This is a genomic window from Enterococcus sp. (genome assembly GCF_032555305.1).
Taxonomy (GTDB): Bacteria; Bacillota; Bacilli; order Lactobacillales; family Enterococcaceae; genus Enterococcus_A.
The window spans coordinates 86228-112847 of sequence record NZ_JAWGOQ010000002.1; the positions used below are offsets into that span (position 1 = coordinate 86228).

The 26620-nt window shown below is 38.9% G+C and carries 22 protein-coding genes; 15 read left to right on the forward strand and 7 right to left on the reverse strand.

The genetic code is table 11. The annotated features are described in order from the left end of the window. Positions 1–38: 38 nt before the first annotated feature. On the forward strand, positions 39–521 hold the full coding sequence (locus E6139_RS02085; RefSeq protein WP_316401385.1) for a cyclophilin-like fold protein: 483 nt from the start codon (positions 39–41) through the stop codon (positions 519–521). Positions 522–548: 27 nt separating this feature from the next. On the opposite strand, the gene E6139_RS02090 is transcribed toward E6139_RS02085, so the two are convergent. Further along, entirely contained in the window at positions 549–1460 is a 912-nt protein-coding gene (locus E6139_RS02090; RefSeq protein ID WP_316401386.1) for a WxL domain-containing protein, read from the reverse strand. Positions 1461–1793: 333 nt separating this feature from the next. On the opposite strand from E6139_RS02090, the gene E6139_RS02095 reads away from it, so the two are divergent. Together E6139_RS02095 and E6139_RS02100 are read left to right on the forward strand one after the other, a co-directional pair. Further along, positions 1794–2483, forward strand: a complete 690-nt coding sequence (locus E6139_RS02095) for a response regulator transcription factor (RefSeq protein ID WP_316401387.1) — start codon at positions 1794–1796, stop codon at positions 2481–2483. Positions 2484–2486: 3 nt separating this feature from the next. Then, positions 2487–3524, forward strand: a complete 1038-nt coding sequence (locus E6139_RS02100; protein ID WP_316401388.1) for a HAMP domain-containing sensor histidine kinase — start codon at positions 2487–2489, stop codon at positions 3522–3524. Between the two features lie 32 nt (positions 3525–3556). On the opposite strand, the gene E6139_RS02105 is transcribed toward E6139_RS02100, so the two are convergent. Continuing rightward, on the reverse strand, positions 3557–4153 hold the full coding sequence (locus tag E6139_RS02105; protein ID WP_316401389.1) for a histidine phosphatase family protein: 597 nt from the start codon (positions 4151–4153) through the stop codon (positions 3557–3559). Positions 4154–4241: 88 nt separating this feature from the next. Continuing rightward, complete coding sequence (locus tag E6139_RS02110) at positions 4242–4940, reverse strand: hypothetical protein (RefSeq protein WP_316401390.1); 699 nt, start codon at positions 4938–4940, stop codon at positions 4242–4244. 145 nt (positions 4941–5085) lie between these two features. On the opposite strand from E6139_RS02110, the gene E6139_RS02115 reads away from it, so the two are divergent. Next, positions 5086–5634 carry a TetR/AcrR family transcriptional regulator gene (locus E6139_RS02115; RefSeq protein ID WP_316401392.1) on the forward strand — a complete coding sequence of 183 codons (549 nt, stop codon included), beginning with the start codon at positions 5086–5088 and terminating at the stop codon, positions 5632–5634. Between the two features lie 43 nt (positions 5635–5677). On the opposite strand, the gene E6139_RS02120 is transcribed toward E6139_RS02115, so the two are convergent. Beyond that, a complete protein-coding gene (locus E6139_RS02120; protein ID WP_316401393.1) occupies positions 5678–6235 on the reverse strand; it encodes a TetR/AcrR family transcriptional regulator in 558 nt (185 codons plus the stop codon). 108 nt (positions 6236–6343) lie between these two features. On the opposite strand from E6139_RS02120, the gene E6139_RS02125 reads away from it, so the two are divergent. Continuing rightward, positions 6344–7129, forward strand: a complete 786-nt coding sequence (locus E6139_RS02125; RefSeq protein ID WP_316401395.1) for an SDR family oxidoreductase — start codon at positions 6344–6346, stop codon at positions 7127–7129. Between the two features lie 33 nt (positions 7130–7162). On the opposite strand, the gene E6139_RS02130 is transcribed toward E6139_RS02125, so the two are convergent. Continuing rightward, positions 7163–7345, reverse strand: coding sequence for a hypothetical protein (locus tag E6139_RS02130; RefSeq protein ID WP_316401396.1), 183 nt, complete (start codon positions 7343–7345; stop codon positions 7163–7165). A 518-nt stretch (positions 7346–7863) separates the two neighbouring features. On the opposite strand from E6139_RS02130, the gene E6139_RS02135 reads away from it, so the two are divergent. The 4 genes from E6139_RS02135 (at position 7864) to E6139_RS02150 (ending at position 13064) form a co-directional block, all read left to right on the forward strand. Next, positions 7864–8514 (forward strand): DUF2922 domain-containing protein, encoded by a 651-nt coding sequence (locus E6139_RS02135; RefSeq protein WP_316401397.1) that lies wholly within the window; start codon positions 7864–7866, stop codon positions 8512–8514. 198 nt (positions 8515–8712) lie between these two features. After that, a complete protein-coding gene (locus tag E6139_RS02140) occupies positions 8713–10683 on the forward strand; it encodes a HelD family protein (protein ID WP_316401398.1) in 1971 nt (656 codons plus the stop codon). A gap of 11 nt (positions 10684–10694) precedes the next feature. After that, positions 10695–11447 (forward strand): MerR family transcriptional regulator, encoded by a 753-nt coding sequence (locus E6139_RS02145; protein ID WP_316401399.1) that lies wholly within the window; start codon positions 10695–10697, stop codon positions 11445–11447. 192 nt (positions 11448–11639) lie between these two features. Beyond that, positions 11640–13064: a 6-phospho-beta-glucosidase gene (locus tag E6139_RS02150; RefSeq protein ID WP_316401400.1), complete on the forward strand. Its 1425-nt coding sequence runs from the start codon at positions 11640–11642 to the stop codon at positions 13062–13064. Positions 13065–13153: 89 nt separating this feature from the next. Here the strand turns inward: E6139_RS02150 and E6139_RS02155 are convergent, their stop codons facing one another. Then, positions 13154–15190, reverse strand: coding sequence for an FAD-dependent oxidoreductase (locus tag E6139_RS02155; protein ID WP_316401401.1), 2037 nt, complete (start codon positions 15188–15190; stop codon positions 13154–13156). Between the two features lie 222 nt (positions 15191–15412). Here E6139_RS02155 and E6139_RS02160 point away from each other — a divergent pair, with 222 nt between their 5' ends. Then, on the forward strand, positions 15413–16387 hold the full coding sequence (locus E6139_RS02160) for a helix-turn-helix transcriptional regulator (RefSeq protein WP_316401402.1): 975 nt from the start codon (positions 15413–15415) through the stop codon (positions 16385–16387). 53 nt (positions 16388–16440) lie between these two features. On the opposite strand, the gene E6139_RS02165 is transcribed toward E6139_RS02160, so the two are convergent. Further along, positions 16441–17055, reverse strand: coding sequence for a GNAT family N-acetyltransferase (locus tag E6139_RS02165; RefSeq protein WP_316401403.1), 615 nt, complete (start codon positions 17053–17055; stop codon positions 16441–16443). 106 nt (positions 17056–17161) lie between these two features. Between E6139_RS02165 and E6139_RS02170 the strand changes: the two genes are divergently transcribed. The 5 genes from E6139_RS02170 (at position 17162) to E6139_RS02190 (ending at position 26586) form a co-directional block, all read left to right on the forward strand. Further along, entirely contained in the window at positions 17162–18145 is a 984-nt protein-coding gene (locus tag E6139_RS02170; protein WP_316401404.1) for a helix-turn-helix domain-containing protein, read from the forward strand. Between the two features lie 90 nt (positions 18146–18235). Next, entirely contained in the window at positions 18236–18637 is a 402-nt protein-coding gene (locus tag E6139_RS02175; protein ID WP_316401405.1) for a VOC family protein, read from the forward strand. A 141-nt stretch (positions 18638–18778) separates the two neighbouring features. Continuing rightward, positions 18779–19792 carry a helix-turn-helix domain-containing protein gene (locus E6139_RS02180; protein ID WP_316401406.1) on the forward strand — a complete coding sequence of 338 codons (1014 nt, stop codon included), beginning with the start codon at positions 18779–18781 and terminating at the stop codon, positions 19790–19792. 173 nt (positions 19793–19965) lie between these two features. Beyond that, entirely contained in the window at positions 19966–20310 is a 345-nt protein-coding gene (locus tag E6139_RS02185; RefSeq protein ID WP_316401407.1) for a hypothetical protein, read from the forward strand. Positions 20311–20415: 105 nt separating this feature from the next. After that, the gene (locus tag E6139_RS02190) at positions 20416–26586 is read left to right on the forward strand and encodes a SpaA isopeptide-forming pilin-related protein (protein WP_316401408.1); all 6171 of its coding nucleotides are present in this window, start codon (positions 20416–20418) and stop codon (positions 26584–26586) included. Positions 26587–26620: the final 34 nt, after the last annotated feature.

A 26620-nucleotide genomic window follows, 5' to 3' on the forward strand; every position in this document is an offset into this window, starting at 1 on the left:
TTAATAGTAGGTTTTTGATTAATATGGAGTTGGTATGGATGAAAAAAATGAGAAGCTTTCTATTGGCAGTGCTATTTATTCTCTTACTGACAGCCTGCTCTCAAGAACGGTCTCCAGCGACAGCCTCAAGCCCAACAACTATCCTAAATGAAGAGGAGACCAGGAAAATGCTTCGTATTGAAATAAATGGGACTGTTTTCCAGCTTGAGTTAGCAGAGAATCCAACTGCAAAAAAATTACGGGAAATTTTACCAAACACATTCTCAATGGAAGATCTGAATCAAAACGAAAAATTCTTTGACCTTCCCGAACATTTGCCAAAGAATGAACGAGCGGTTGGAGAAATCGAAGCAGGAGATGTCATGCTGTACGGGGATAGCACGTTAGTTCTTTTTTATCGTTCATTTGAAACATCTTATTCCTATACGCGGATCGGAAAAATGTTGGAGGCTGAGAAATTTGCTAAGGTAGCAGGGAATAGGTCGATTGATGTTAAAATACAAAAAGAGGACTTACCGTAAAGCGGCAGGTCCTCTTTTTCACTGTAATTATTGATTATTGATAGCGCCGCGATTTGCATTAGCGTTTGCCATACTTGCTTGCGCATTGGCATCATTGGCTAATGTCCAAACAACGTTGGCTTGGTAAACACCGGCTTGGATATTATCATTTTTATTGATTGTCAAAGTCGTTCCTTTTTGATCGACCATAGCTTTCGTTGTATCCATGCCCATACCTTTTTTAGCGGTAAGGACAGGTTTGGCTTCGCCATTCATACTGCTTAGGCTAGTTGAAGTGCCTTCAACACCATTGTCGCTCATCAATTTAAGATTCAAAGTTGCATCTAATGTATCCCCATCTTTGTCAGTTAGCGGAGTGATGGCTGCAAAAAGTGACCAGCCCATGCTTTTATCACTCATGCTTTTGTCATTGATTTCGATCAACCCGTCTTTATTGCCGTCGAAGGCCATTTTTTCAGCACTGGTTCCTTTTTCAACTTTGAAGCTGTCAGACATCAAAGTCACATCGCCTTTTTTGATGTCCTCTCTTTTCGTATCGCTGAAGGCGATGTTTGGAACTCCATCTAACCGTAGTGTTGCTTCATCTGGTTGCTTGCCAGCTTTGGCAGGTTCTAATTCAAAGGTTGTACCTTTTGACGTTTTTGATACTTTCACCTGAATAGTTGAAGTTGCACCAGCGGCACTGGTTCCGACACGAGGACCAATGAAGGTAGAACCACCTGAGAAGTAGCCTTTGCCAGCTTCTGGCATTGAGATGTTGTATTTTTTAGCCATCGTACTACCAAAAGCAGGTCCCATTGGGTTTCGTGTAGTTTTTGCTCCTTCAGTAAAGTTGGCTGCAGCGTGTACAGTCGTTGAATCTGTTTTAATTAATCCTCCTAGAGCGATACTGCTTAGGATAGTGACTGCTGCCACTGTTCCAAATTTTCTTGCGATCATAATAAAGACTCCTTTTTTTGTTTTCTCTTAACGTGTACAACTTTACGTCTAAGAAAATAAAAAAACAAAGAAGCTGTTCCTTAAGCAAATCATAAATCAGAGCTGTAAAAGGTTTTCCATCACTATTAATAGTTATTTTTGATCATAAATCAAGAAAAAGTCTCACACTTATTGGACAAAAACAACGCTGTTTTTTTGTTGAAATGGATTTGCGTTTAAGTATTTCGAATGATTCAGTTAAGAAAGACTTAAGACTTAATTTACGCCGTTTTATGAGTTAAATGAGTGCTTTTTTTATGCGTCTGGTTTACTATAAGCCGTGAGGTGGATGTTATGCAAAAAATACTAGTAGTAGATGATGAAAAAGCGATTTTAGATATCGTCTCACGTTATTTAGTTAGAGAAGGATACAAAGTTTTTGCGGCCAGCAACGGAAAAGAGGCCTTGGCTTTCTTTCAAAAGGAATCATTAGATCTGATCATTACAGATATTATGATGCCAGAAATGGATGGCTATGATTTTATCGAAAAGGTTCTGGAGAAAGGGGATGAAACACCCTTTATCTTTGTTAGTGCCAAAGATCAGGAGAAAGATAAGATTTTTTCTTTAACTTTGGGCGCCGATGATTTTATCACGAAGCCTTTTAGTCCGCGGGAATTAACCTTGCGAGTGAAAAATATATTGCGGCGGGTTGGAAGTAAAGAAAATCAAGGTGAAAGTGCGATCGAAACAGGTCCTTTTAAGATCAATGAAGAAAAATTTCAAGCGTCCTTGTATGATCATCCTTTAGAGCTGTCGATTAAGGAATTCCAGTTGCTTCTACTATTCTTACAAAATCTTGGTAAGGTTTTCCCAAAATCAGAGTTGTATGAAAAAATTTGGCAGATGGAGTATTTTGACGATGCCAACACATTGAATGTTCACATCCACAGTTTACGAGAAAAACTGGAGACAGCAGCCGATAGTTTGCCTTATCCGCACATTCAGACTGTTTGGGGCTTAGGCTATAAAATGGAGGGATAGAAGATGAAACTGCGAAATATGCTGATTTTGTCCTTTTTGTCCTCCAGTATTGTCGTGATTTTAATCGTTTGGTTCAGTATCAGTAAGATGTATTTAACGGATTATGACGGCTATTTGATCATTGGGATCACGATTTTGGCTAACTTTTTAGGAGCGGCATTAGGATTATTATTACTGCGAAATACGTTTCATTCTTTAAATATGTTGAGTAAGCAAACGAAGGTCATTAAAGAAAATCAATTCACAGAAATTCAGCTGCATCACGCACCAAAAGAGCTGCAAACACTTGCGGATGATTTTAATGAAATGGTAAAAGCTTTAGGAGATAGCTTCACTGCATTGGAAAAAAGTGAACAGGATAAAAGTAACCTCGTAGCGCAGTTAGGACATGATATAAAAACACCAATCACCGCGGTCAAAAACCAGATCGAAGCAATACAGGATGGCATCATTTCAAGAGATGAAATTGACCAAACGCTGGATCAGATGGCTTTTCAAATTGATCGACTCAGCTCTTTGACCAAACAATTGATGGAAGTCGCTGTTATGGAAAAAGCAACAGCTCAAAGCGCAGTCAATCAAGAGCAAAAAATCTGGTTAGATCAATTTTTACTGACACTATTATCTAGTTTTGATTATATTCTCAGAAAGAAGCAGCAAAAAATAAAACTTGAGGTTGATCCAGAAATAAAGACTCTAACAACAGATGAAGGCAAACTAAATCGAATTTTGACCAATTTGATCGAGAATGCTAGCAAGTATTCGCCTGAAAAAACTACGATTTATTTGAAGATTGAAAATCGTGAGGAGACAATCATTTTTTCAATTAAAGATGAAGGTTTCGGAATCCGGTGGGAGGAGCAGCAGAAAATTTTTGAACGGCTCTATCGTGTTGAGAAATCGCGTAATCCTGAGACTGGTGGTTCAGGATTAGGCCTTTATATTAGTAAGAGTCTTGCTGAGCAATTAGGTGGTACGCTAAAAGTAACTAGCGAGTACGAAAGAGGCAGTATTTTTTATTTAAGCTTGCCGGAAGTTTAAAAAGCAACGATCTTTTCCAGATCGTTGCTTTTTTAGCATAAAATGCTTTTTTTAGTAGCTGGGTCAACAATGTCTTCCAGTTGAAACTTCTCATTTTCATAGTTTAAGATAAAGATCGCACAGTTAGGATACGCACGAATCAAGTCATCCTTGTTTTCTTGTTGAAGCGATTGCAGAAAGCTGATACAGGCGCCATTGTGAGAGACAGCTAGGACCTGCTGATGATCCTCCTCTGACATGATTTGGTGCAGGGCAGATACAACCCGCTCTTGTACAGCTGATAAGGATTCACCGCCGAATTGTTGATAGAACGTTTCAAAATATTCAGGCCCCTGCGGCTGTAGAAATTGCGGTTCTCCTTCATATACGCCATGATGCATTTCTTTTAGCTCCTTAAGGCGTTTATAATCGCTTCTTTCTGTTATGATCTCTAACGTATCACAGGCGCGTTCCTGCGTAGAAGAGTAGAGATGGTCAAACTCAATCTTGTTTTCTTGAAAATAGCTTCGAGCCTGTTGCGCCTGCTGGATGCCTTTCTCAGTCAATGGCGAGTCACAAGCGCCTTGGACCTTATTCAATTGATTGAACAGAGTTTGTCCGTGACGCATCAAGTATAATTTCTTTTTCATATTGATCCTCCGATTAGTATACTTATTAAAGTTTACCAAATCAGTCGAAAAAAAACCTGTAAATTTCGTTTTAAAATGAAAGTTGTTGTCAGAACCGACTATAGGAAGAGTAGCCTTGCGCCTTAATTTCTTTATACAGAATTATGCAATACCACATATCAAAGATCAAACTCGTAGCGATCATTACTCCCATAAAATACCAAGCTCCTGGATGAGTCACAATATAGTAAATACCAACAGTAAAAGAAGTGCCGATCATTTTTGCGATTGCTGCATAAATCGATTGGCCTTCAATTGAGGAACCCATTTTCTTCCTCGAATAAAAGAAGGCAACGAATAGAACACTCATAATGGCATTTTGCATTAAAGCGATAAATTGTGCGCCCTCAAAAATATCACTCTTGAAGTACTGCGCGAAGCTGCCGAAGAATTGTCCGCCTGTCAACATCATCAAAAAGGCGAGAACGAAAGCCAACACACTACCAACATAGAAAATGTTTTTGCTGATGCCATATTGCTTCTTAAAATATTTGAAACCATATAAGAAATAAGTCACAACGATTCCAATATCACAGATCATCCAAATCGTGTTGATGATCGTAAGTGCAAAGCCGCCGTCAGCAGGTGGATAGATCACCGAGAAAGTCGTCTCCCAAGCAAAGTTCAATGCTAATGCGGCAATTGGCATTCCATAGGATTTATCTTTGAAGCCTCGATAAACAAGCGCAAAATAAGTGACCGTCCAACAAATACCACTGGCGATCGGTGCAAAGTCTAAAATTTCCATATAATCCAATCCTTTCTGTCCAACAAATGCACACTTGTGTATTTGTATGTTGGAAATTATAATTAGGTTATCTACAAAGGTCAATCAATAACTAATGATATTGGAAAAGATGCTCAAAACAGAAAATGTGTGAAGGAATGATAATATGAAGGCTGAAAAAAGAGGATTCAAAAATCTTTCTCAAGAATATATCGTCTATGCTCTATTGGAGTTGATGGAGGAAAAAGCGTACAGCGATATCACGATAACAGAAATCACTCAGCGAGCAAAGATTGCTAGACGGACTTTCTATTTGAATTTCGCATCAAAGCAGGATGTCTTGAATACGTATTTTAATAGTTTATTTTTGGATTTTATGGATGCCTTGAGGGATTATTCTTATAGTGATCTCCGTGAAAAAGCGCGTGCCTATTTTAAGTTTTGGGAAGAGAAGCTATCTCTTGTCCTCCTGCTTGAAAAAAATCATCTGTTTGAACTGCTAATCAAGAAATATTCAGAAAAACTATCAGACCAAGACTTTTTCAATTCAAGCCGTGATCTGGGCAAAACATTCTCAGAAAGAGAGTTAAAGATTGTAATTCTATTCAACGCTGCAGGACTTTGGAAAATGCTTGAATATTGGGCGCTGACTGGTCAACGAGAATCAGCGGAGGAAATGGCGACGATATTTTACAAAATCGTACGGAATGAGTAGCAAAAAAGATGTTCAAGGGAGGAGTCCTTTGAACATCTTTTCGTTATTTTTCTAGCTTTTCTGTGATTCCAGGGACTAGAAGATTCCAAACATTTTCAAATCGATCCTGTAGATGAGAATCCCAGCTATGGGCAAATGAAGGGGCAGAGAAGACAGCAAAAGCTTCTAATATCGCATTAATATCGGTTCTTTCAGGATGTTGCAAGAGCTCCGAGATTTTCTCTGTCAATTCATGAAGATGCTCAGCTAAAACTATTGGATTGTCATCAATATAGGTAGTATATAGCTTAAACATTTTCTGATTGGCATCATATGCGTTCTTTTTACTTGATGTCAATGTCCACAGCCAGTCATGTAATAGTTTCACTTTTGAATCATAAGGCTGCGGATCAAATTGAAAAACAGCTTCGAGTTCTTTGTTCAGCCAACCAAATGCCAATGAAGTCCACAGTTCCTCCTTATCTGCGAAATATTTATATAGCGCGGCATGACTGACACCAAGTTCCTTCGCTACTTGCGAGAGAGAGGTCTTCCTCATTCCCTGTTGTTCGATTAAACGTTCGGCGGTTTCCAGTATGAGTGTTCGATTAATTGTCTTCATAAGGAGAGTATAACATATAAGTTACAATATTTGACTTATGTAACTAGAAACTTTAAGATTACCTTGTTACAAAAAAAGAAAAATGTAACTCGAAGGAGCAAATCAAATATGAAACTGACAAATAATGAGGTATTAATCACAGGCGGAACATCTGGTATTGGCTTAGCGTTGGCTATAGAATTATCTAAAAGAGGAAATAAAGTTGTTGTAATAGGTCGTAATAACGATCGTCTAGCTGCTGTTCAGGCAGAACACCCAGAGATTTTGACCTTCCAAGGAGACGTAGCCGATCGCCAATCATTGGTCGTATTACAGGAATGGCTGCCAAACAATTTGCCTAACTTGAATATCATAATCAATTCAGCAGGTATTATGAAACCCCATAACCTGTTGGATCCAGATCTGGATTTAGATGAGTTACTGTCAGATATCCATATCAATCTAGTGGGAACGATCACGGTAGATAAACTTTTTCTACCGCAGCTGATACGTCAGAAAGAAGCGATGATTGTAAATATTTCATCAGGCCTAGCCTATCTCAGCTCAGCACCACATCCGACCTATTCAGCATCAAAAGCAGGGGTTCAAATGTTTACCTCCGCCTTGCGTGATCAGCTAGCCTACGCTCATAAGGACAACGTTCACGTCATGGAACTAGTACCACCTCTAGTCGCTGAAACCAACTTGGAGAATGTCACTGCATCGAACTCTTTCAGTAATATGGATCTTAATGACTTGATCAACGTTGCGATCAAAGGAATGGAACAGAACAAGCATCGAGTGAATGCTGGAGCCGCAAAGATGCTGCGGAAAATGAGAAATACTGCGGCAGATCGTACAGAAGCAATGATGGCTAAAGAATCATTGAAGCTGTACTTCCCAGAAGGATTATAAAGACAATAAGCCAAGCTAAAAATTCAGCTTGGCTTATTCTGTAAGGTAATCCGAAAACAACTGCTTTTTCTGCCAACCAGCGATGGCAAGAATTACTGAGACCAAACGAACATAGATGAATCCGGTGTCTGGGATCATCTTGACGGTTGGAAATACGCCGGCAAGTGTCGCGTAATTAAGATAGGTTTCTGGGCTTGGACCATTTCTACTTTCCATTGTTTTAACCTCCTGTATTTATGAATGAGTTTATCTGGTTCAATAACTGTACGTATTTTCATCTATTTATAGCCATTCTATCGAGGAAATCCCAAGTAGACAAATTCTTTAAACGTTAAAATGGATCACAATTTTACATGATAATGACAAATAGGAACAAATGAAAGGAGACTTGATACCTAAATGAACTTTCTCAAAGTGGATAACGCAATTTTAATTAAATGATTTTCTTATTTTCTCAATTCCGGAAGGTGAAAAAAATATTTGATTTCGTGTTTCGATTTTGATGTTAATCAACTCAAGATTGTTCATTTGTGAATCAGGCTTTTTAGTGAACATAATAAAATTACAGTGTTGACAACGTTTTCACGGATGTATTAAAGTTTAGTTGTAAATTAAGAGGGATTTAGCTCGACAGCCATATCCTAAAAATGTGATAAGTTTTGACCAGTTAATCTTAGAAGATTCATTACATTTAAAACTAAAACGAAGATACGGATTGATAAGGAGGATTAATAATGCAAAAGTTAGTGGCAGTTTTCGAAAATAGCAAAGGAAAAAATCATCGCTGGACCTTTAAGGATCCAGATCCAAATAAATCAGCAGAAGAAATCAGAACGGCGTTAGAAAAACTAACTGCTTTGAATTTATTCGAAAAGGATGGCGTTCGTCTATACCAAAAAGTCGTCAGCGCGAAAATTATAGAAACAACAGAAAAAACACTTTTTGATATTAATGAAGAGAAAACAGCAGTCGTGGAGGAATCTGTCCAAAATCACAAGTCCAATCTGCAAACAGCTGAAGAAAATGGTTTTACAATCCAAATTGCTGAAGAACCCGAAGACGGAATCAAGCAAATGGAAGTCGTTCTGCCGAAAGGACGAGATATAAGTTCTGTATCTGATGAAGAGTTGAAGGAAATGGTTGTCGAAGTATTACCAGATGATGCTATTTTAGAAGATTTGTACTACGAAGAGGTGTCAGATTCATCCGAAATTCAGCAGCTCGAAGAATCGGTCGCTGATTCAAAGAGATCATCACCAGAAAAATCAGAGAATATACCGAAGGATGCGTCTCAACAAAAGGAAACAAAGACGACACAAAAGAAAAAAATCAACAAGACCAAACGAAAACTCTTAGAACGTTTTAAGCAACACAAAAAGCATTAACAGGCGTTCGATTATTGGTAAATTCAACATTGGTATTCGATCAAGCAAAAATATCATTATACTATGAATAGCAAATAAACGAGTCGGAATCAATGCTTCTCGTTTATTTGTGCTTTTTTTATACTTTTAAACCCTCCACTATAACACCAACCCTGTGTACTTTTGCTAAGATAAAGGCTGACGAAAGGGGAGGATTTCATGAATTCAATGACTGAAGAGATTTATTTAGCAGATGTGACTAGTAAGCTGACTAGAAAAATTGCTGAAGTTGAGGACATCTTAACCACCAATGAAGAAAATTACAAGGAGCTTAAACACTATACGATTGATTACAAAAATGAATTGGACAAATATGAAGTGTACAATCATCAGCAAAACTTGAAATTTATTGACAGCCGTAGTGTACTGGAGGCGAATACGCTAAAAAAATTGAACTATCAAAAGAATACACCGTACTTTAGCAAAATCGTTTTTCAATTTTCTGAAGAAGACGAACCAGAAAACTTTTACATTGGCCGATACGGTTTCGCAGACCATTTCGGAGAGCAATTAATCTATGACTGGCGAGCTCCGATATCATCGCTTTATTATGATTTTTCTCTTGGTGATGCTTTTTATGAATCACATAATCGACAATTTCACGGTAAACTACAATTGAAAAGGCAATTTGAAATCGAGAATGGAATAATCAACTTCGTGGTGGATACAAATGACGCAATCAATGATGATCTACTGGCGCGAGAGTTAGGCAAAAGTACTTCTAACGAAATGAAGACGATTATCCACACGATTCAAAAGGAGCAGAATGCAGCGATTAGAGATACAAAAACCAAAAATCTAGTGATTCAAGGGATTGCTGGCTCGGGGAAAACCTCGATAGCACTGCATCGCATGGCATATTTGTTATACCAGAAAAAGGAGGAGCTATCTGCTTCTGATATTTTGATTATCTCACCGAACCAGGTCTTCGCTGATTATATCTCAACGGTTTTACCAGAATTAGGAGAAGATGAGCTGCCACAAGTAGATATCGTGAAGCTGGGTTCGCTGTTTATTGAGGAAAAATATCAGGTGACTGATCGTCACGGCGATTTGACTGAGGCGTTAGAAAATCCAGCATCTAAACAAGCCGAAACCTTCAATTACAAACAGTCAAAAGAATTTTTCGATTTGCTTAAAAGACATTTTGAGCAATTGAAGGCCAAATTATCCTCAACAGAAATGTTGGTCGATGATCAGCTGATCACGTCAGCTGAAATTAAGCGCTTGGTTGACCAACAGCCAGATAAAAGTTTATTTGAAATCATTCAAGCTGTCTCCAACCTGCTAAGTAAACGAGTAATTGATGTTCGGCGTGAAAAATTCTCAAAACAACTAAAGCAGCGATTTAAGAAAATAGTCAACATAACAGGCAGTTTAGCGGATTACTATTGCTTTCTTGCTGAAAATAAAATAGAGTATACGAATATTCGAAACACCATTAATTATTCCGATCTATTCCCCTATCTATTTTTCAAATCAATGATCGAAGGAATCAAGCCCAATAAAAAAATCCAGCATTTAGTGATTGATGAGATGCAGGACTATTCGCTGCTGCAGCTTTCGGTGATCGAGCGGTTGTTTCCTTGTCAAAAAACAATTTGCGGGGATATTCATCAATCGTTGCTTTCGGTGGATTCGAATTTTCTGACGGAAATTCTGACTGAACTGCCAAATTCGCGGTTACTTAAATTTCACACCAGCTATCGCTCAAGTTTTGAAATTATGGACTTTGCGAAACGTTTCATCAATGCAGAGGAAATTCAACCGGTAGAGCGTCATGGCAAAGAAGTTGAAATTCGAAAATACAGTAAAGAGCAGCTTGAGCAAAAATTGACAGATTTTAAAGAAAGTGAACATAAATCCTGTGGTATAATTTGTCAGAATTGGCAAGAGGCGGCGAAGATCACAGCGGATTTTCCTGATGAGAAAATGATTCGTTTTGGAAAAGACACAAAAAAGATTGCGGAAGGTGTTATTCTGACAACTACGCAGTTTGCCAAAGGATTGGAGTTTGATCAGGTAATCTTACCTGATATCCGATCTAGCCAGCTGACTCAAAAGAGCACACTGATCTACACCAGTTGTTCCAGAGCATTGCATGAGCTGACACTCTTAATTCGTGATTGAAAGGAAAATTGATGAAAACATACAGTACCTCCGAAGTCGCAAAAGTTGTCGGGCTGCATCCCAATACGATTCGTCGTTATGAGGAATGGGAGTTGATCCCCATTCCTCCTCGAGCGGAAAATGGGTACCGTGTCTTTACTGACTATCATATCGAGACAATCAAAATTGCGCAGATCGCTTTTCAGATCGAAGTCTTGCAATCAGGTTTGCGCATCACCATGGTAGATATGGTGAAAGCTGTGGCACGCTATGATTTTACTGAAGCTCAGGCACTCCTTGACCATTATCTCAACCTAGTGGATCAGGAAATTTCTGATGCCAATGATGTGATTCATGTGGTTGAAGAGATTCTAGATGGGAAAACGGAAGAAGAAGGTACTTGCTTAACACGAAGTGAGGCGGCAGAAAGCTTAAGTGTGACTTCTGAAGCTCTTAGAAATTGGGAGCGAAATGGTTTGCTAACGATTAAAAGAAGTAAAAATAACTATCGTGTCTATGATGGAGAAGATATCAAGCGGCTGAAAATTATTCGTACATTAAGATCGGCAAAATATTCTTTGGCGGCAATTTTACGAATGTTGAACGCAATTGATCAGGAAAAGCAGGATATCAAGCCATTATTGAATCCAACTGATCCAGATGACAGCATTCTCACCGCCTGTGACAATCTAATTGTTTCCCTGGAAAAAGCCAAGAACAATGCTTCTGAACTAAAACAAAAAGTCAATACAATGCAGAGCCGTTTTTTTAATAACAAAAAGTAAAAAAGCGTTTGCATTTTTTGATTCCATAGTGCTATACTTTTCTTTAGAAATAGAATCAAATGGATAGTGATTGCAACTAGCAAGCTAAACCTGTTGATAAATCGAGCGTGAGGAACGCTTTATTTGTTGACAGGTTTTTGATGTTTTTGGGCTGTAATCACGCCAAAAAAATATTGAAAAGAGGATTTACAAATGACATTTCCAAAAGATTTTTTATGGGGCGGAGCGACCGCTGCTAATCAATGTGAAGGAGCTTGGGACGTAGGAGGAAAAGGTGAAAGCCTCCCCGATCATATGCGGGCAGGAGGATTACACAAGCCGCGGGTGATGACGCCAACGATTGAACCAGACGGCTACTATCCAAATCATGATGGCATCGATTTTTATCATCGTTATAAAGAAGACATTGCGTTGTTTGCGGAGATGGGCTTCAAAGTTTTTCGCCTAAGTATTGCTTGGTCACGAATTTTTCCAAAAGGCGACGAGACAGAACCAAATGAAGAAGGCTTAGCGTTTTATGACAAGGTTTTTGATGAATGTAAAAAGTATGGCATCGAACCGTTAGTTACTATCAGCCATTTTGAATTGCCTTATGCACTCGCAGAAAATTACGGCGGCTTCGCCAATCGTAAAACGATCGATTTCTTCGTCAATTATGCGACGACCCTATTTGAACGCTACAAAAACAAAGTCAAATACTGGTTGACCTTCAATGAGATTAACTTTGGTACCTTACCATTAGGTGGTAGAAATTTACTTGGAATCTTAGATGCAGAAGACAATGAAGAACGCCGTTTTCAAGCACTGCATCATATGTTTGTGGCTAGTGCGAAAGCAGTGAAAATCGGTCATGAGATCAATCCCGATTTCCAGATTGGTTGTATGCTGGCATATATGACGATGTATCCGCTGACCTGTAAACCGGAAGATGCGTTGGCGAGTCAAGAGCTAGTAAAAAAATTGAACTGGTTCTGTGGGGATGTTCAGGTTAAAGGAAAATATCCATACTATATGAAGAGGTACTTCGAGAAGCACGACATCGATGTGAAGTTTGAAACAGGTGACGAAGAAATCCTGAAAGAAGGAACGGTTGACTACTATACCTTCTCTTATTATATGACTAGTTGCGTGACTGCGAATATCGAAGAAAGCGATGACCGTGTTGGTGGAAACCTCTTTGGCGGTGTGAAAAATAATTATCTAGAAACTAGCGAATGGGGTTGGCAGATTGATCCAGTCGGTCTGCGCTTCACCTTAAACGAACTGTATGATCGCTATGAGATTCCTTTGATGATTGTAGAAAATGGATTAGGTGCGGTCGATAAAGTCGAAGCAGATGGTTCGATTCATGATGAATACCGCATTGATTATGTCCGTCGCCACATTGAAGAAATGGGCAAAGCGGTTGATGATGGTGTCGACTTGATTGGTTATACACCGTGGGGCTGTATTGATCTGGTTTCTGGTGGAACAGGTGAAATGTCGAAACGATATGGTTTTATTTATGTTGACAAAGACGATGAAGGTAATGGAACGTTTGATCGCAGCCGTAAAGACAGCTTCTATTGGTACAAAAAAGTTATCGCGAGCAATGGGGAAAATTTAGCATCTAAATAATCCATGCAAGTCAAACGAGCCTTTCACTATCTAAACTGATAGCAAAAGGCTCGTTTACTTTGCTTTCGTTAAGTATTTTCCGAAAAACTTTACACATTCATTGCCGCTTCATAGGCTTCCCAAATGGCATCCATCACATTCGTCGGTTTCTTGGCATCTCCAATCAAATGAACATTGTCAGCTTGGATAGCTTGATATAGATCGTCGTCAGGGGTATAGCCGACAGAAACGATAATATCATCGGCTGGAATTTCATGCGCTTTTGGCATTCCTTGTACACCGAGAGCGAACATATGCTGTGCACGGTTTGCGACATTCGGATAATTCTTGATGGTTTCCGTGATATAAGCAGTTCCATCGGAAAATTTATCAACGACAGAGTTTTTCAGAACCGTCACTTGATAGTAATCCAACAATTCCATCATCATGTTGTAATTGGCAGCCGAAAGTCCAAAGGCATTCAAGATTGTTTCGCTGGCTTCAACGATCGTGACCTTTTTGCCTTTTTTCGCCAAATCATAAGCAATTTCACAGCCAGTCAATCCACCACCGACTATCACCACATTTTCACCAACAATTTCTTTATGACGCAGAGCATCAATAGCATAAGTCACATGCTCACTGTCAAAGCCCGGTGTATCCAAGCGCCGTTCAATGGCACCGGTAGCAACGAATATTTCATCATAATCCTTGGTTTGATTAGCAGTGATTTCCGTATTGAGTTGAACACCCACCATCAAGTCATCCATTTGTTTCTTATACCAATCCAACAAGTGGCGATCGTCCTCTTTGAAATCAGCGGTTGCCGCCGCAACAAAAACACCGCCCAATTGATCCGTTTTCTCATATAGGTCAACTGCATGTCCACGAATCGCCGCCACTCGAGCTGCTTCCATTCCGCCGATTCCGCCGCCAACGACTAAGACTCTTTTCTTCGTTTCCGCAGGAGTCAAGGCGTAACTCTTCTCGCGACCACAGGCTGGATTGACTGCGCAGGAAATGTCTTTGAATTGGAAAATCCGACCTAAACAGCCTTGGTGACAGTAAATACATGGTCGTACGTCATCCAAACGGCCTTCAGAAAATTTCTTTGGCGCTTCCGGATCAGCCAATAGGGGGCGCCCCATTCCCATGACATCCAGTTTTCCTTCAGCGATCACTTGATCCGCTAATGCCGGATCGTCAAATCGGCCGGCACAAGCAACAGGGATCGAAACGACCTCTTTAACCTTCATGACATCTTCCAAGTTGCAAGCTTTCGGCATATACATTGGAGGATGCGCCCAGAACCAAGAGTCATAGCTTCCATTGTCGCAGTTCAACATGTCGTAGCCGAACTCTTCTAATTTTTTCGCCACAATAAAGGACTCTTCATAGTCACGACCCTTTTCTTCAAAGGCTTCACCTGGAATTGCACCGCGGTTAAAGTCCTTCACATAGCTTTTCACACTGTAACGCATCGATACTGGGAAATCTTGCCCGCAGGCTTCCTTAATCGCTTCGACGATTTCTTTAATAATTCGCAGGCGATTTTCTAGTGACCCGCCATATTCGTCGGTCCGGCGATTAAAGAAGGAGATAGCAAATTGATCTAGTAAATAACCTTCATGGACCGCATGAATTTCAACACCATCACCACCAGCATCTTGGACTAACTTCGCACCTTTGGCAAAATTTTCAATGTAGGTTTTTATCTCTTCTTTTGACATACCACGATCGGTTTTGGTCGGGTCCCAAACATTTTGGATTGGTGCAGGTGCAGGGCAGATGCCGACTAATCCGTGATTCGCACGTCCAGTCAAAGCAGTCAATTGTACAAATACTTTTCCGCCAGCTTCATGAACGCCGTCCGTCAAATACTTCATATCTTTGACATAGCCTTCGGGATTACTCAAAATACAAAAGCCCATATTGTCCACCACCGGCATCAAGCCAGTAATGATCAACCCAGTGCCGCCTTTGGCTCTTTCGATGTAGTAATCCGCACCTTCTTTGGTATAAGCGATCGTTTCCATACTCAGTAAGCGTGGGGAGAAGACACCCATCGGCATCATAGCGATCCGATTGGGGATTTCAACCGAACCAATCTGTAAAGGGGAGAACAAACTTTCAAATTTTGACGTCATACAACAATTCCTCCTTTTCTTTTTTGTAGCTATATTTTTAAGCCGCAAACCATTCACGACTTGCATTCTGATACGAATAAAGAATATAGGGAGACTTCATTTAATTTGAGTTGTGAAAAAGTATTCAAATAGTATAATTTAAGTATAGAATATCTGATGAAGATCACTATGATTTTAGCGCCCGAGGAATATAACGATTACGCGAGGGGAGCGGAAAAGTCGATGACACAAAGAGGTATCCATTGTTCTCAATTTTCCAAATCGCAGGATTATTCGAAAGGTTTGTCTCAGCTAAACTTTCAATACACGATCAACAGTCCCAAAGAAACCCTGTCCGTCTCCAGAATCTATCAATTGGATCATCTTGTATTGACCCACAGTATCGTTGATCGGTCACAGGGAATTTTTACTCGTTGTTGTGAGGATCATGAAGGGTATTTAGGATTGCGTTTTATTAAAAATGGTTTTGAACGACATACGGATGGTAAAGAAACCAGTATTTTGAAGGATTATACTATAGGAATCTTTGATTTGCGGGCTACGAGTCACTATCAACGAGAAAGAATAACAGAAGGAATTAACTTGTTTCTTCAGCAGGATTTTCAGACCGAAAAACTGCTTGCCTCCTCGAAGACTAGCCGAGTTCTTGCGGTTGAAAATGGAATGGGGCGGGTTTTGCTGGAGATGATTTTTCAGATAGCCGAACAATTTCCGTTATGTTCAGAAGAAGAAAATCGTGGATTACTGAAGTATTTTATGAAGCTTTTTTGTGATTGGTTAACAGAAACTGAACCTTTTTTAGACAGCAAAAACTATAACGAGCTCCTGGTGATTGCGACCGATTTTATGCGTAAAAACCTGCGGGATTCTAATCTGACGATCAAACAAACCGCCGCTCATTGCCAAACATCGATTCGAACGCTGCAAAAAGTCTTTCAAGTAGCCGATTTATCCTTTAGTCATTATTTAAATGATCTGCGTTTGACGTCTGCCGCAATCTGTTTGTATCAGACGAAAAGCCCGATTACTGCTATCGCTTTTCAGTGCGGCTTCAATAATTCTGCATATTTTGCGAAACGATTTAAGGAAAAATATCACGTATCTCCAATGAAGTATCGAAAAAAAGTCCAGACGATGCTGAAGGCTGGCGAAGAAGTAGGAATTAACTGTCCATTACTGGCTAAATATTTGAATTAAGTGAAAAGGAGTATCGCACATGATAATCATGGTGCAATACTCCTTTTTATAATTCATTCCGCTCGTTTGATGAAGCAATATTCACTGTAAGGGACATTTTGGCTTTGGTGAACTTCAGCCAATTCAAAACCGAAATGTTCGTAGATTGGAATATTCGCTTCAGTCATTGTCTCCAATACAACATCCATCTTCTTCTTCTGACAATCTGCCAAGATTGGAGCAATCAATTTACGCATGACACCCGTTCCTTTTGCTTCTTTAGCCACAGCAATTTGAGCAATATAATAGCTGTTTTTTGAGTACTTTTTATGCCAGGGAATTGAATGATGGATCTCTGCTACCTGTTTGTTTTTCTCTAGTAACCGTTTGCGATCGTCTTTCGGTAGTGCCTTCAATATTTTTCTAGATGGAAAAGAAGAGATTAATTGGCGGAATAAGGTGAATTCTTTTGATGGAATGCTGCTGACGATTCCGGTGATTGGCTCGCCATATAATTGAACCTCTCCATATTTTAAAAATAGTGCGATTTCAAACTCAATAAACTTTTTCAGGAGATCTTCGGCATCACTCATGTGGTCGGTCAAAAAATTAAAATGCTCCAGACCTGAAAATCGTTCATATATAATGTCTACAATCTTAGGTAAATCTTCAATCGTTGCGCTTCTCATAAAAAATCCTCCTTTAACTAGTCCTTGTTCATTTAGTATAGATAACTTACACTGGAGTTAATGGATAATTCTACTATAGTGGAACTTGACAAGGAGTGAATAAGTGATGGATGGAGAAACATTTCGACAATTGCGTAAGGATCGTGGGTTGAGTTTGCATGCTGTCGCGGACGAGATCAATAGTCTGTCCTTTATCAGCAAGTTTGAAAAAGGCGATTCGAATATTAGTTTCTATCGCTTGGAGCATCTGCTTGAGCGGATCAATGTTTCAATGGAAGAATTTCTTTATGTGCGTGTTCAGAACCCAGGAGCTAATCTTTATTACTATCTTTCCGATCGACCATTTTTTATGACCGGAAAATTTACCTTCTATTTAAATCAGATTTTTAAATGCAATGATGAAGTGAATGAATCGCGTAATTTTCAAGATGCAATCAAGCAGATGGTTGAGTTGAGTGAAGAAATCAAAGGAGAAACACGGAGTGCGAAATATCTAAGATTATTATGTCAATTATTGAGTATGAGCTATCAACTTAATGATGACCGCGATCAAGGAAAGCAAATAAGTATTGATCATTTTTTTGCTGACCTTCAGCGGAGGTCTGAGCCTGTTGTAAAATATCTCTATAATGTTGAAAATTGGGGCGTTTTTGAAGTCCTGCTCTTTCGCTTTTTCCAGTTCAGTTTTCCAGTTGAGACTGTGCATCAGCTTTTAGGTACAGCGGTTTCGCGAACAGAAAAAGAAGCGGGTGTTCAGTTGATGCAGCGAATGAAATTTGAACTGCTGTTTGGCACCTGTGCGACTTTTATCAATTTTAGAAAACTGATTTGGGCGAAAGAAGTATTGGAAGAAACGGAGAAGTTGCTTCATGATCAAGGGGATTTATTAAATAGTACGAAATTGCTGTTTTATCAAGGCTGGCTAAAAATCAGCTCAGGTTCAATAGTAGCAGGAAAACAAAACTGTGAGCAGTCGATCTCGATCTTCCGCATTTTGAAACAGCCATCCATGCAGCGAATGTACGAAGAAATGCTTCAAGGAATTATGGTCAATCAAGAGAATCATGATGATTCTTTTATTTTTTCATAAAATTCCTTCGTTACATTATTTACAAGCGCTTTCTTTGCTTTCGCTCCGATATTCTTGCATAATAAACGAAAATTTAAAGGAGTGGACAAGATGGTGGCAATGGTGTTTACAAATTACCCAGTGAAAGATGTGCAGGCTTCGACCGAATTTTATGAAAAGCTAGGATTTAAGAAGAACGAAGAATTTTCTAACGAGCAGACAAGCTCGATGGTGTGGGACGATACATTTTGGATTATGCTGCTAGAATATGATTTTTATAATCTGTTCTTGAAAAATAAAAAAATTGCAGATACTCAAAGAGAAAGCGGTACGTTAACAGCTTTTTCTGTTGAAAGCCCCGATGTGGTAAAGAAAATCGCGGAAGCAGCGAAAGCCAATGGTGGAGATTATTTCTCAGTTGATATGAATGTTCCAGAAGATCAAATGTTCAGCCTAGAAGTAACCGATATAGATGGAAATCAATTTGAGCCGGTATGGATGAACATGCCTTAAACGGAAAAATCACGGTTAGTGCCGTGATTTTTTTTGCAGATAATGAGCGTCTTGATACCTTTTTTCTCATTTCTTTACTATTCTAGAAGAGATGAATGAAATGATAGTACAATGAATGATTCTTTAAAAGAGGTAGAAATGATGACAACTACACAAAAAGATTTCTTTGAAGAGCTCTTTGATCGAGAAACCTTTCACCAACGACGAATGGTCTTACTGCTAAATAAAAAGAATGGGTACTGGGTAACACGGGAATGGTTAAGTGAGAAGTTAGACTTAAGTAAGCGCACCACCTTAAGTGTGATAAATAGTTTATCCGAAAAGGTTCATAAACTCCACTCCGAAAAATTTACTCTTGAAGTGTCAAAGGGCAAAGGTGTACGTCTGATGATTGATTTAGATGCGGATGTATATCATTTGGTGACAGAAATTGTCCGCGATTGCTCAACTGTTGTTCTCCTAAAAACACTGTTTCTAGACGAGTTTAAAAGTGTTCGTCACTACGCACAGACTCATTATAAAAGCGAATCAACGGTTCGAAGGGATTTGACAAAGGTCCGTCGACTATTGTCTCGTTATAAGATTGAAATTGGTCGCGACAATTTTCGTTTAATAGGAGAAGAGTATCAAATACGGATGGTCATGGTTATTTTTTTCTGGAGTATTTACCGAGGCAGCAGTTGGCCGTTTGATCATGTAGATGAGCAGCTAATTGATCGTTATGTCGAAGATATGCTAGATAGTGCGTTTACAGTTTATCCCAACATCCCATATGCCTATAAAAAGCAGTTAGCGTACATTTTCGCAGAGGCTATTATTCGTACAAGAAAAGGCAACATTCTTCAAATGCCTGAAACATTAGAAAATCAAATCACCGCAAATAACTTATATCCTACATTTGAAGAGATCCTCTGTAAGTCTCAAGGAACAATTAATACACGTCAAGCCGAGATTCCTTTCTTTTTCTTGGTTTGGATTTCCATGTCGAAAACCATTGATGTCTTTAAAGAATCATTGATTGATGCATTGTATCAGCAACAGGAACAGCGTCATACACAAATTTTTTCTGCGACAGATTTAATGGTTCGACGTTTTGAAGACGAGTTCTTTCCTATTAAAAGGACGAGTTCTGGCGTTTTCGCAACTACATCTTGAGCGGTCATTTTTTTGCTCAATATTTTAAAGGCTTTAATACAGATATGACAGGAAATACGTATAAATCTATTTTTATTGAGCGTTATCCCAAACTAGTAGAAAAAATGCGTGCATTTATTAGAGCGCTGTATCAGGAATCGAAGAATCCAATTTATCTAGAAGAGGATTTCTTAATGATTCCTTATCTAAAAAATGTGTTGTATCTTGAAGAACCATGTAAATATGAAGTTCCCATTACCGTTTTAGTTGAAAGTGATATGCCTAGCTTAATGACGAAAAACTTTATCAGGCAGCTTCATGGTTATTTCAGCTTTTTATATAATGTATCGTTTACAGATATCTTTACTGCTGAAAATACGAAAGTTGATATTTTATTAACGACAGGAGCTTTCAAGGATATGAATCAAGCGTATCCTGAAGCACAAGTGGTAGTTATCGGTAGAACTTTAACATTGAATGATTTGAATCGATTGAATCAAACCTTGGAGCAAATCTCAAAAGATAAACAGAAATTCTAGGCTTTCAAAAAGTGTTCTATGAAGGCTCCTTTTTTGAAAATTTCCAGAAAAAGAATCTGTTATAAATAAAATGACAGCTTGAAAATGGAAGGAAGAGGAGCATAAATGAAACAAAAGAAAATAATTGACCAGTTGGTATATGGGTTTATGACGTTAGTGGTTTTAATCAATTCTTTGACCCCGCTAACTGTATTTGCTGAAGGTCAAGAATCGCCGATAGTCAAACTTGAGTCCATCTCAAAGGGGCAGGGCGATGATCAGTTAGACATTCAAATTACGACAGCAGAAAGCCAAGAGGAACAGAGTATTCAATTCTCTCAGCCTGTGGTTCAGCAAGCTAGTCTAGAACAGGATGGAAAATCAACGCCATTAAATGTAGAAAATAGTCAGGTGCTTCGTATTCCTAGTACTAATACAGGATCAGGAACGATTCATCTAACATTGCAGGACACGAAGGAGCTTTCTACATTGGAGATCAGTTATGAACAACAGAAACTGACTTATACATTTGAAAAGCCAGCAAGCTCTGATACTTCGGAGTCAACAGAAACTTCGAATGATGTAGAAAGTGACAGTAAAACAGAGATCACAGAAACTAGCTCTTCGAAAGAAAACCAACAAACCACGGATTCTACAACTGAAGCCAAACTAGAAACCTCAGTTGAAGAGAACGACCTGCGTGCAGACGGTCCGACAGATATCAGAGACTATTTTCCGAATGGTGAAGGAACGATTTTAACAAGTTCTAATTTAGTTTATTTAGATGAAGAAGGTAATGTTGTTACACCACCCATTACAGTGGATATGACGGTGCGTGCATTTTATACTTGGAGTATTCCTGAGGACGTGCGCAAGCAGATTGAGCCGGGCGATTACTTTGATTTTAAATTGCCAGATGAGCTTAAGCCAAAGCAGGCACAAACCGGTGAATTGAAAAATGAAGCTGGAGAGGTCTATGCAAAATATACTATCGATGAAAATGGAAACATTCGATTTGAATTTACGGAAGAAGTAAAAAATCAAAGTGATATTACTGGTAGTTTTTTCTTTGACACAGTATTCAAAAAAGAACATATAGATGGTCCTGGTGATATCACCATTCATTATCCTGTAGAGGATGATCTGCCCCCCGTCAATATTGAGATCCGACCAAATACAGATCAATCAATCGATAAGCAAGGACACTTTGACCGGACGCCCAATCCCAGCAGTGTGGAATGGACAATAGATTTTAATCAATCCATGAATCATCTCGAGGATCCAACTATTACAGAAACTTGGCCTCAAGGAATTGATTTTAAATCCGTTAAGGTAATGGAATTGGAAATGAATCTCGATGGAACAATAAAAGAAGTTAGTCGTGAACTTAATCCAAATGAATATACTGTAGATCAAAATGGAAATGTCACGATATTAGGTGAAACCAATAAAGCGTATCGCTTAGTTTATCAAACAAGCATTAATGACTCAGTAAAGCCAGAAGATGGCGGCAAAGTCAGCTTTACGAACGTGGCTAAGTTGACGGATAAAAATGATGATGATGGAATCGATGCAAAAGCGACAGTGACGAACTCTTATGGAAAGCCTGTCGAGAAAAACATGGTAAATTACGATCCCAACAAACAAGAATTTGATTGGGCAATTAAATATAACTACAATGAAAAGAAAATTTCCAAAGACCATGCAGTTATTACTGATACTATTAGTAAAAATATGGATCTTGTGGAGGATTCAGTAAAGCTTTATCCCATTACTTTTGATAGTAAGGGAAAAGAGATTAAGGGTGAAGCGTTGGTGGAAGGGAAGGATTATGTATTAGAACCTAACCCTGATGGCGAGGGCTTTGTCATTAAATTTTTAAATGACGTAGACGGGGCCATTCGCGTTGAGTATAAAACTAAGGTCAATGGTATCGTCACTGATCCAACGCAAGTAGACAACAGTGTGACAACAGGGACCGGACAAACAGCCGGCGACAAAGGAACCGCTCAACAGCAAAACGTGATCAAAAATATCGCGGATGTCGATTATACAAATAAAAAGGTCGGCTGGAAAATAAATGTCAATAAAAATCATTACCATATGGAAAACCTCGTATTAACGGATACCTATTCGCCCATTCCAGGATTAATGATGGCGATCAAGGACGACTTGAAGCCAGATTTTGAGATTCGTGATGTGACGAAGAATCAGGTACTGACTCCTGGTGAGGATTATGATCTTGAATTGATCAACGATAGTACGGGAAAAAATGAAATTGGGTTCAAAGTGGTGTTTAAAGGCGATTACAATCCGACAGATTCGGAATTAGAGATCAATTATCACACCTATTTTGATGTGTCATTATTGGATCCAAACAATCCTGATCTAGACCACTTTAAAAATACGATGCAGGCAGATTGGGAAGACGAACATGGTGATAAACAAACATCAAGCGATGATAAAAATTTTAAACCCCATGACCCATTCCAATTAAATGCCCAGAAAAGTGGCGTTTATAATGCTCAAACCAAACGGATCACTTGGACCATCGCAGTAAACCTTAGTCGTAATATTCTAGTTCATGCCCAATTAGAGGATAAAATAAAAGAAAACCAAGACTATGTTGCTGATTCACTGAAGATTTATAAAGCAGAAGTAAAAAAAGATGGAACTGTCACAAAGAAGCAACCTGAAACAGTAGTAAACAACGAAATGAAAAATATTGTTGAACCTAGTGATTCCAATGCTCAATTACTGCAAATTGATTTTCCTGAAGGATCAGATGAAACTTATTTAATAGAATTTGAAACGTCAGTAGACGGGAAAATTATCGAAGGGTCAAACCAATATACAAATGTTGCTCATTATGAAAATAATGATGATGATCGGGATGTTATTGGCGAAGTAGATGTGAAGAATGGCGGAAAGTATGTACAAAAAACTGGAGAGCAGGATAGTGAAGATCCCGATTATGTTAATTGGCACGCAGTTATTAATCCCTCTCAATCAACCCTGGAGCATGTTGTCATCAAAGATGAACCTTCTGAAAATCAGGTAATTGATCAGGATTCGATCCATTTATACGAAACAACTGTTGCTGAAGACGGAACAATTACACCGAATTATGATAAACCGTTGAAGTTAAACAAGGATTACACCGTTGAAACACAAACGGACAATGTGACTGGAAAGCAAATCATGTTGATTAAACTGAACAAAAAGATCGACAAACCTTATCAATTGGAATATCGAAGCTATATCACCTCATCCTCTAGTGGCAGTAAAGATACCGTATCAAATAAAATCACGGTAACAGGGGACAATGAGCAGACCATTTCTGGTGGCGATGGTGAAGACGTTACTGTCGAGTTGAATCATAGCGGTGGTTCGGCAACTGGGAAAAAAGGCAAGCTTGTCATTCAAAAAACAGAGGCTGATGGAAAAACACCATTAGTCGGAGCAAAATTTGAACTGTGGAACACTTCAAAAACCCAGCTATTGCGTGAAGCTGAAAGTGATGAAAATGGACAAATTATTTTTGGAAATCTGCCTTATGGCGAGTATTTACTGATTGAGACGAAAGCTCCGAAAGGTTTCACTATTGCGGATGATTTGACCGATGGACGACGGATTACGATCGATGATCGCACTTCAACTGAAAATGCGGCACCCATGGTCATTGAAAATGAGCGAAATAAAGTCATTTTGCAAAAAACGGATGAAGAGGGAAACCCGATCAAATTTGGCGGTGATGTAAAAGAAGGAGCACGTTTTAAGCTAGAGCATTTCAGTAATTTGATGCCTAATCATTCATTATGGGAACCTGTAGAATTAAAACCGGATCGCCTAAACAGCGAAGGAATTTTAGAAATTAACAGTTTACCTTTAGGTTTATATCGGATTACTGAAATTGAGGCACCGACTGGGTACATCTTGAATAATGATCCAGTTACGTTTGTTGTTTATCGAAACAGTCATCATCAAATACCGACAATCAATTTGAATTACAAGAACTATCAAGATTCTGCGGAGTTAATCAAAAAAGACAGCGAAGGCAATCCTTTAGCGGGTGCAAAATTTGATGTTATAGATAAAAATGGCAAGAAAGTAAACGAGCAGCCGTTAGTATCACAGGCTGACGGTAAAGTTACAGTGACTGGATTGGCACCTGGTGATTACAAATTTGTTGAAACAAAAGCACCGGACGATTTCATCATCAATAGTAAGGAGATTCCATTTACGATTGATGAAACATCTCATGACAAACCTGAAACCGTGACGACTCAGCCAGACGGTTCACCACTTGAATTAGCAAATTATCAAGGCTCGGCCGAATTTGTAAAGAAGGATAAGTCAGGAGAATCCTTAGCAGGAGCGGAATTTGATCTTTATAAGGATAATAAAAAGGTAAACGACACGCCGATCACCTCTGATAAAGATGGAAAAGTTCGAATTGATCATTTAGCACCTGGAAAATATACATTAAAAGAAACAAAGGCTCCTGATGGTTTTCTGATTAATACGAAGGAAATTACCTTTACAGTGGATGTCTCGCACAATGGAAAACTACCTGTCATTAAATTATCTGATTTCATCAATTACAAAGGTGCATTCCAAATTATTAAACGTAATACCGATGGTGAAGGCTTAGAAGGTGCAGAATTTACACTTTATAAAGAAGATAAAAAAGAGGTCGTTCAAAAAGTAGAGAGTGGAAAAGATGGAAAAGTTATTTTCAAAGACTTAAAACCGGGAACCTACTATTATAAAGAAACCAAAGCACCGACGGTAAATGAAGGGCCTGATTACGTTATTAATCCAGCATTGATCAAAGTAGAGATTCCAGATAGAGCAGATGGTGATCCCGGAATTCAAGAACTCGGAGATTTCCAAAACTTCCGCGGTAAAGCTCAAATAACGAAAGTCGGCGATGGCGGCTCGATTGCTGGAGCGACATTTGAACTGTATCATATCGTCAATGGTGAACAGAATCCAATTAGAACTATTGTAGCTCCTGAAGATGGTATATTAGATATTTCTGGTTTAGGAGCAGGCAGCTATAAATTAGTGGAAACCAAAGCGGCACCAGGTTACATTATCAATGACCAGCCGATCTATTTCGTTGTTCAAGAAAACGATGAGCAAAATCCAACTATTGATAATTTAGATTTTGATAATTATCAAGTCGAGGTCATCGGTCATAAGCTTGCTAAAGACAAAACACCATTGGCAGGTGCAGAATATCAAGTTTTCGAAGCAGATGACACTAATCGGCCAACAGGTAATCCAGTGAATGTCATTGATCGTGATGGGAATTCAACAGACACGATCATAACTGACAAAGATGGTGAAATCTACTTCAAGGGTATTGATCTAAAGGACGCAGAACACAAAAAATTTGTTTTGATCGAAACAAAAGCTCCAGATGGCTATATTCGCGATACCACACCGCATCCATTTGAGATTACGAAACAAACAGGGAAACCTAAACCAATCGAATTAGGAAACTTTATTAACTATCAAGGCTCTATTTCGTTGCTGAAGAAAAACGACAAAGGCAAAGCACTGAAAGGTGCGGAATTTGAAATTCATGATAAAGAGGGTAAGGTGCAAACGGTTCTTGATGCCGATGGAAAAGAAACGAAGACACTAACCTCTAACAAAGAGGGAAAACTATTCGCGACTGGTTTAGTACCAGGGGATTACAAGTTAATTGAAACGAAAGCACCAGAAGGGTACTTATTAAATAAATCTGAAGTCCCATTCAAAGTTGCGGATGAAGCAGCCGGCAAGCCAGAAACGATGTCTCTATCCGACTTTATCAACTATCAAGGTTCTGTTCAGCTGAAAAAGTTCTCCGAACAAGGCAAAACCTTATCAGGTGCAATCTTTGAATTGTATCACGCCAACGGCAAGCAAGTTGGTGAATATACTTCTGATAGAGAAGGACATGTTTCAGTGAATAATCTATCTCCCGGCGAGTATTACTTTATGGAAATAGAAGCTCCGACTGGCTACTCAATCAGCAAAGAGAAACGAACTTTCACGATTAGTTCAGCTAAAGAAAATAAACCAGCAACGGTTGATGCCGGAGAATTTGTGAATAAGGAAAGCTCAAAGACACCAAATTCTTCAGAGTCACCAGATAAACCAAGCGGCTCAAATCGTATTTCGGGAACAACAACAGGAAGTTATCCGAAAACAAATGATACCCGCCACTCATGGTTATTGATAGCTGGTGGAGTGATTATTATCATCGTTGGAACGATCTATTTCAGAAGAAGAAAAGGATAATCTTAAAGACTTAAACAGTAGATCATCTGCTGTT

Excerpts from the sequence above, each read along its gene's own strand:
- E6139_RS02085 (WP_316401385.1), top strand. The coding sequence starts at position 39 with ATGAAAAAAATGAGAAGCTTTCTATTGGCAGTGCTATTTATTCTCTTA.
- E6139_RS02165 (WP_316401403.1), bottom strand. The coding sequence starts at position 17,055 with ATGAGAAGCGCAACGATTGAAGATTTACCTAAGATTGTAGACATTATA.
- E6139_RS02155 (WP_316401401.1), bottom strand. The coding sequence starts at position 15,190 with ATGACGTCAAAATTTGAAAGTTTGTTCTCCCCTTTACAGATTGGTTCG.
- E6139_RS02125 (WP_316401395.1), top strand. The coding sequence starts at position 6,344 with ATGAAACTGACAAATAATGAGGTATTAATCACAGGCGGAACATCTGGT.
- E6139_RS02100 (WP_316401388.1), top strand. The coding sequence starts at position 2,487 with ATGAAACTGCGAAATATGCTGATTTTGTCCTTTTTGTCCTCCAGTATT.
- E6139_RS02190 (WP_316401408.1), top strand. The coding sequence starts at position 20,416 with ATGAAACAAAAGAAAATAATTGACCAGTTGGTATATGGGTTTATGACG.
- E6139_RS02110 (WP_316401390.1), bottom strand. The coding sequence starts at position 4,940 with ATGGAAATTTTAGACTTTGCACCGATCGCCAGTGGTATTTGTTGGACG.
- E6139_RS02090 (WP_316401386.1), bottom strand. The coding sequence starts at position 1,460 with ATGATCGCAAGAAAATTTGGAACAGTGGCAGCAGTCACTATCCTAAGC.
- E6139_RS02135 (WP_316401397.1), top strand. The coding sequence starts at position 7,864 with ATGCAAAAGTTAGTGGCAGTTTTCGAAAATAGCAAAGGAAAAAATCAT.
- E6139_RS02095 (WP_316401387.1), top strand. The coding sequence starts at position 1,794 with ATGCAAAAAATACTAGTAGTAGATGATGAAAAAGCGATTTTAGATATC.
- E6139_RS02180 (WP_316401406.1), top strand. The coding sequence starts at position 18,779 with ATGACAACTACACAAAAAGATTTCTTTGAAGAGCTCTTTGATCGAGAA.
- E6139_RS02185 (WP_316401407.1), top strand. The coding sequence starts at position 19,966 with ATGATTCCTTATCTAAAAAATGTGTTGTATCTTGAAGAACCATGTAAA.
- E6139_RS02120 (WP_316401393.1), bottom strand. The coding sequence starts at position 6,235 with ATGAAGACAATTAATCGAACACTCATACTGGAAACCGCCGAACGTTTA.
- E6139_RS02105 (WP_316401389.1), bottom strand. The coding sequence starts at position 4,153 with ATGAAAAAGAAATTATACTTGATGCGTCACGGACAAACTCTGTTCAAT.
- E6139_RS02115 (WP_316401392.1), top strand. The coding sequence starts at position 5,086 with ATGAAGGCTGAAAAAAGAGGATTCAAAAATCTTTCTCAAGAATATATC.
- E6139_RS02140 (WP_316401398.1), top strand. The coding sequence starts at position 8,713 with ATGAATTCAATGACTGAAGAGATTTATTTAGCAGATGTGACTAGTAAG.
- E6139_RS02145 (WP_316401399.1), top strand. The coding sequence starts at position 10,695 with ATGAAAACATACAGTACCTCCGAAGTCGCAAAAGTTGTCGGGCTGCAT.
- E6139_RS02160 (WP_316401402.1), top strand. The coding sequence starts at position 15,413 with ATGACACAAAGAGGTATCCATTGTTCTCAATTTTCCAAATCGCAGGAT.
- E6139_RS02175 (WP_316401405.1), top strand. The coding sequence starts at position 18,236 with ATGGTGGCAATGGTGTTTACAAATTACCCAGTGAAAGATGTGCAGGCT.
- E6139_RS02170 (WP_316401404.1), top strand. The coding sequence starts at position 17,162 with ATGGATGGAGAAACATTTCGACAATTGCGTAAGGATCGTGGGTTGAGT.
- E6139_RS02130 (WP_316401396.1), bottom strand. The coding sequence starts at position 7,345 with ATGGAAAGTAGAAATGGTCCAAGCCCAGAAACCTATCTTAATTACGCG.
- E6139_RS02150 (WP_316401400.1), top strand. The coding sequence starts at position 11,640 with ATGACATTTCCAAAAGATTTTTTATGGGGCGGAGCGACCGCTGCTAAT.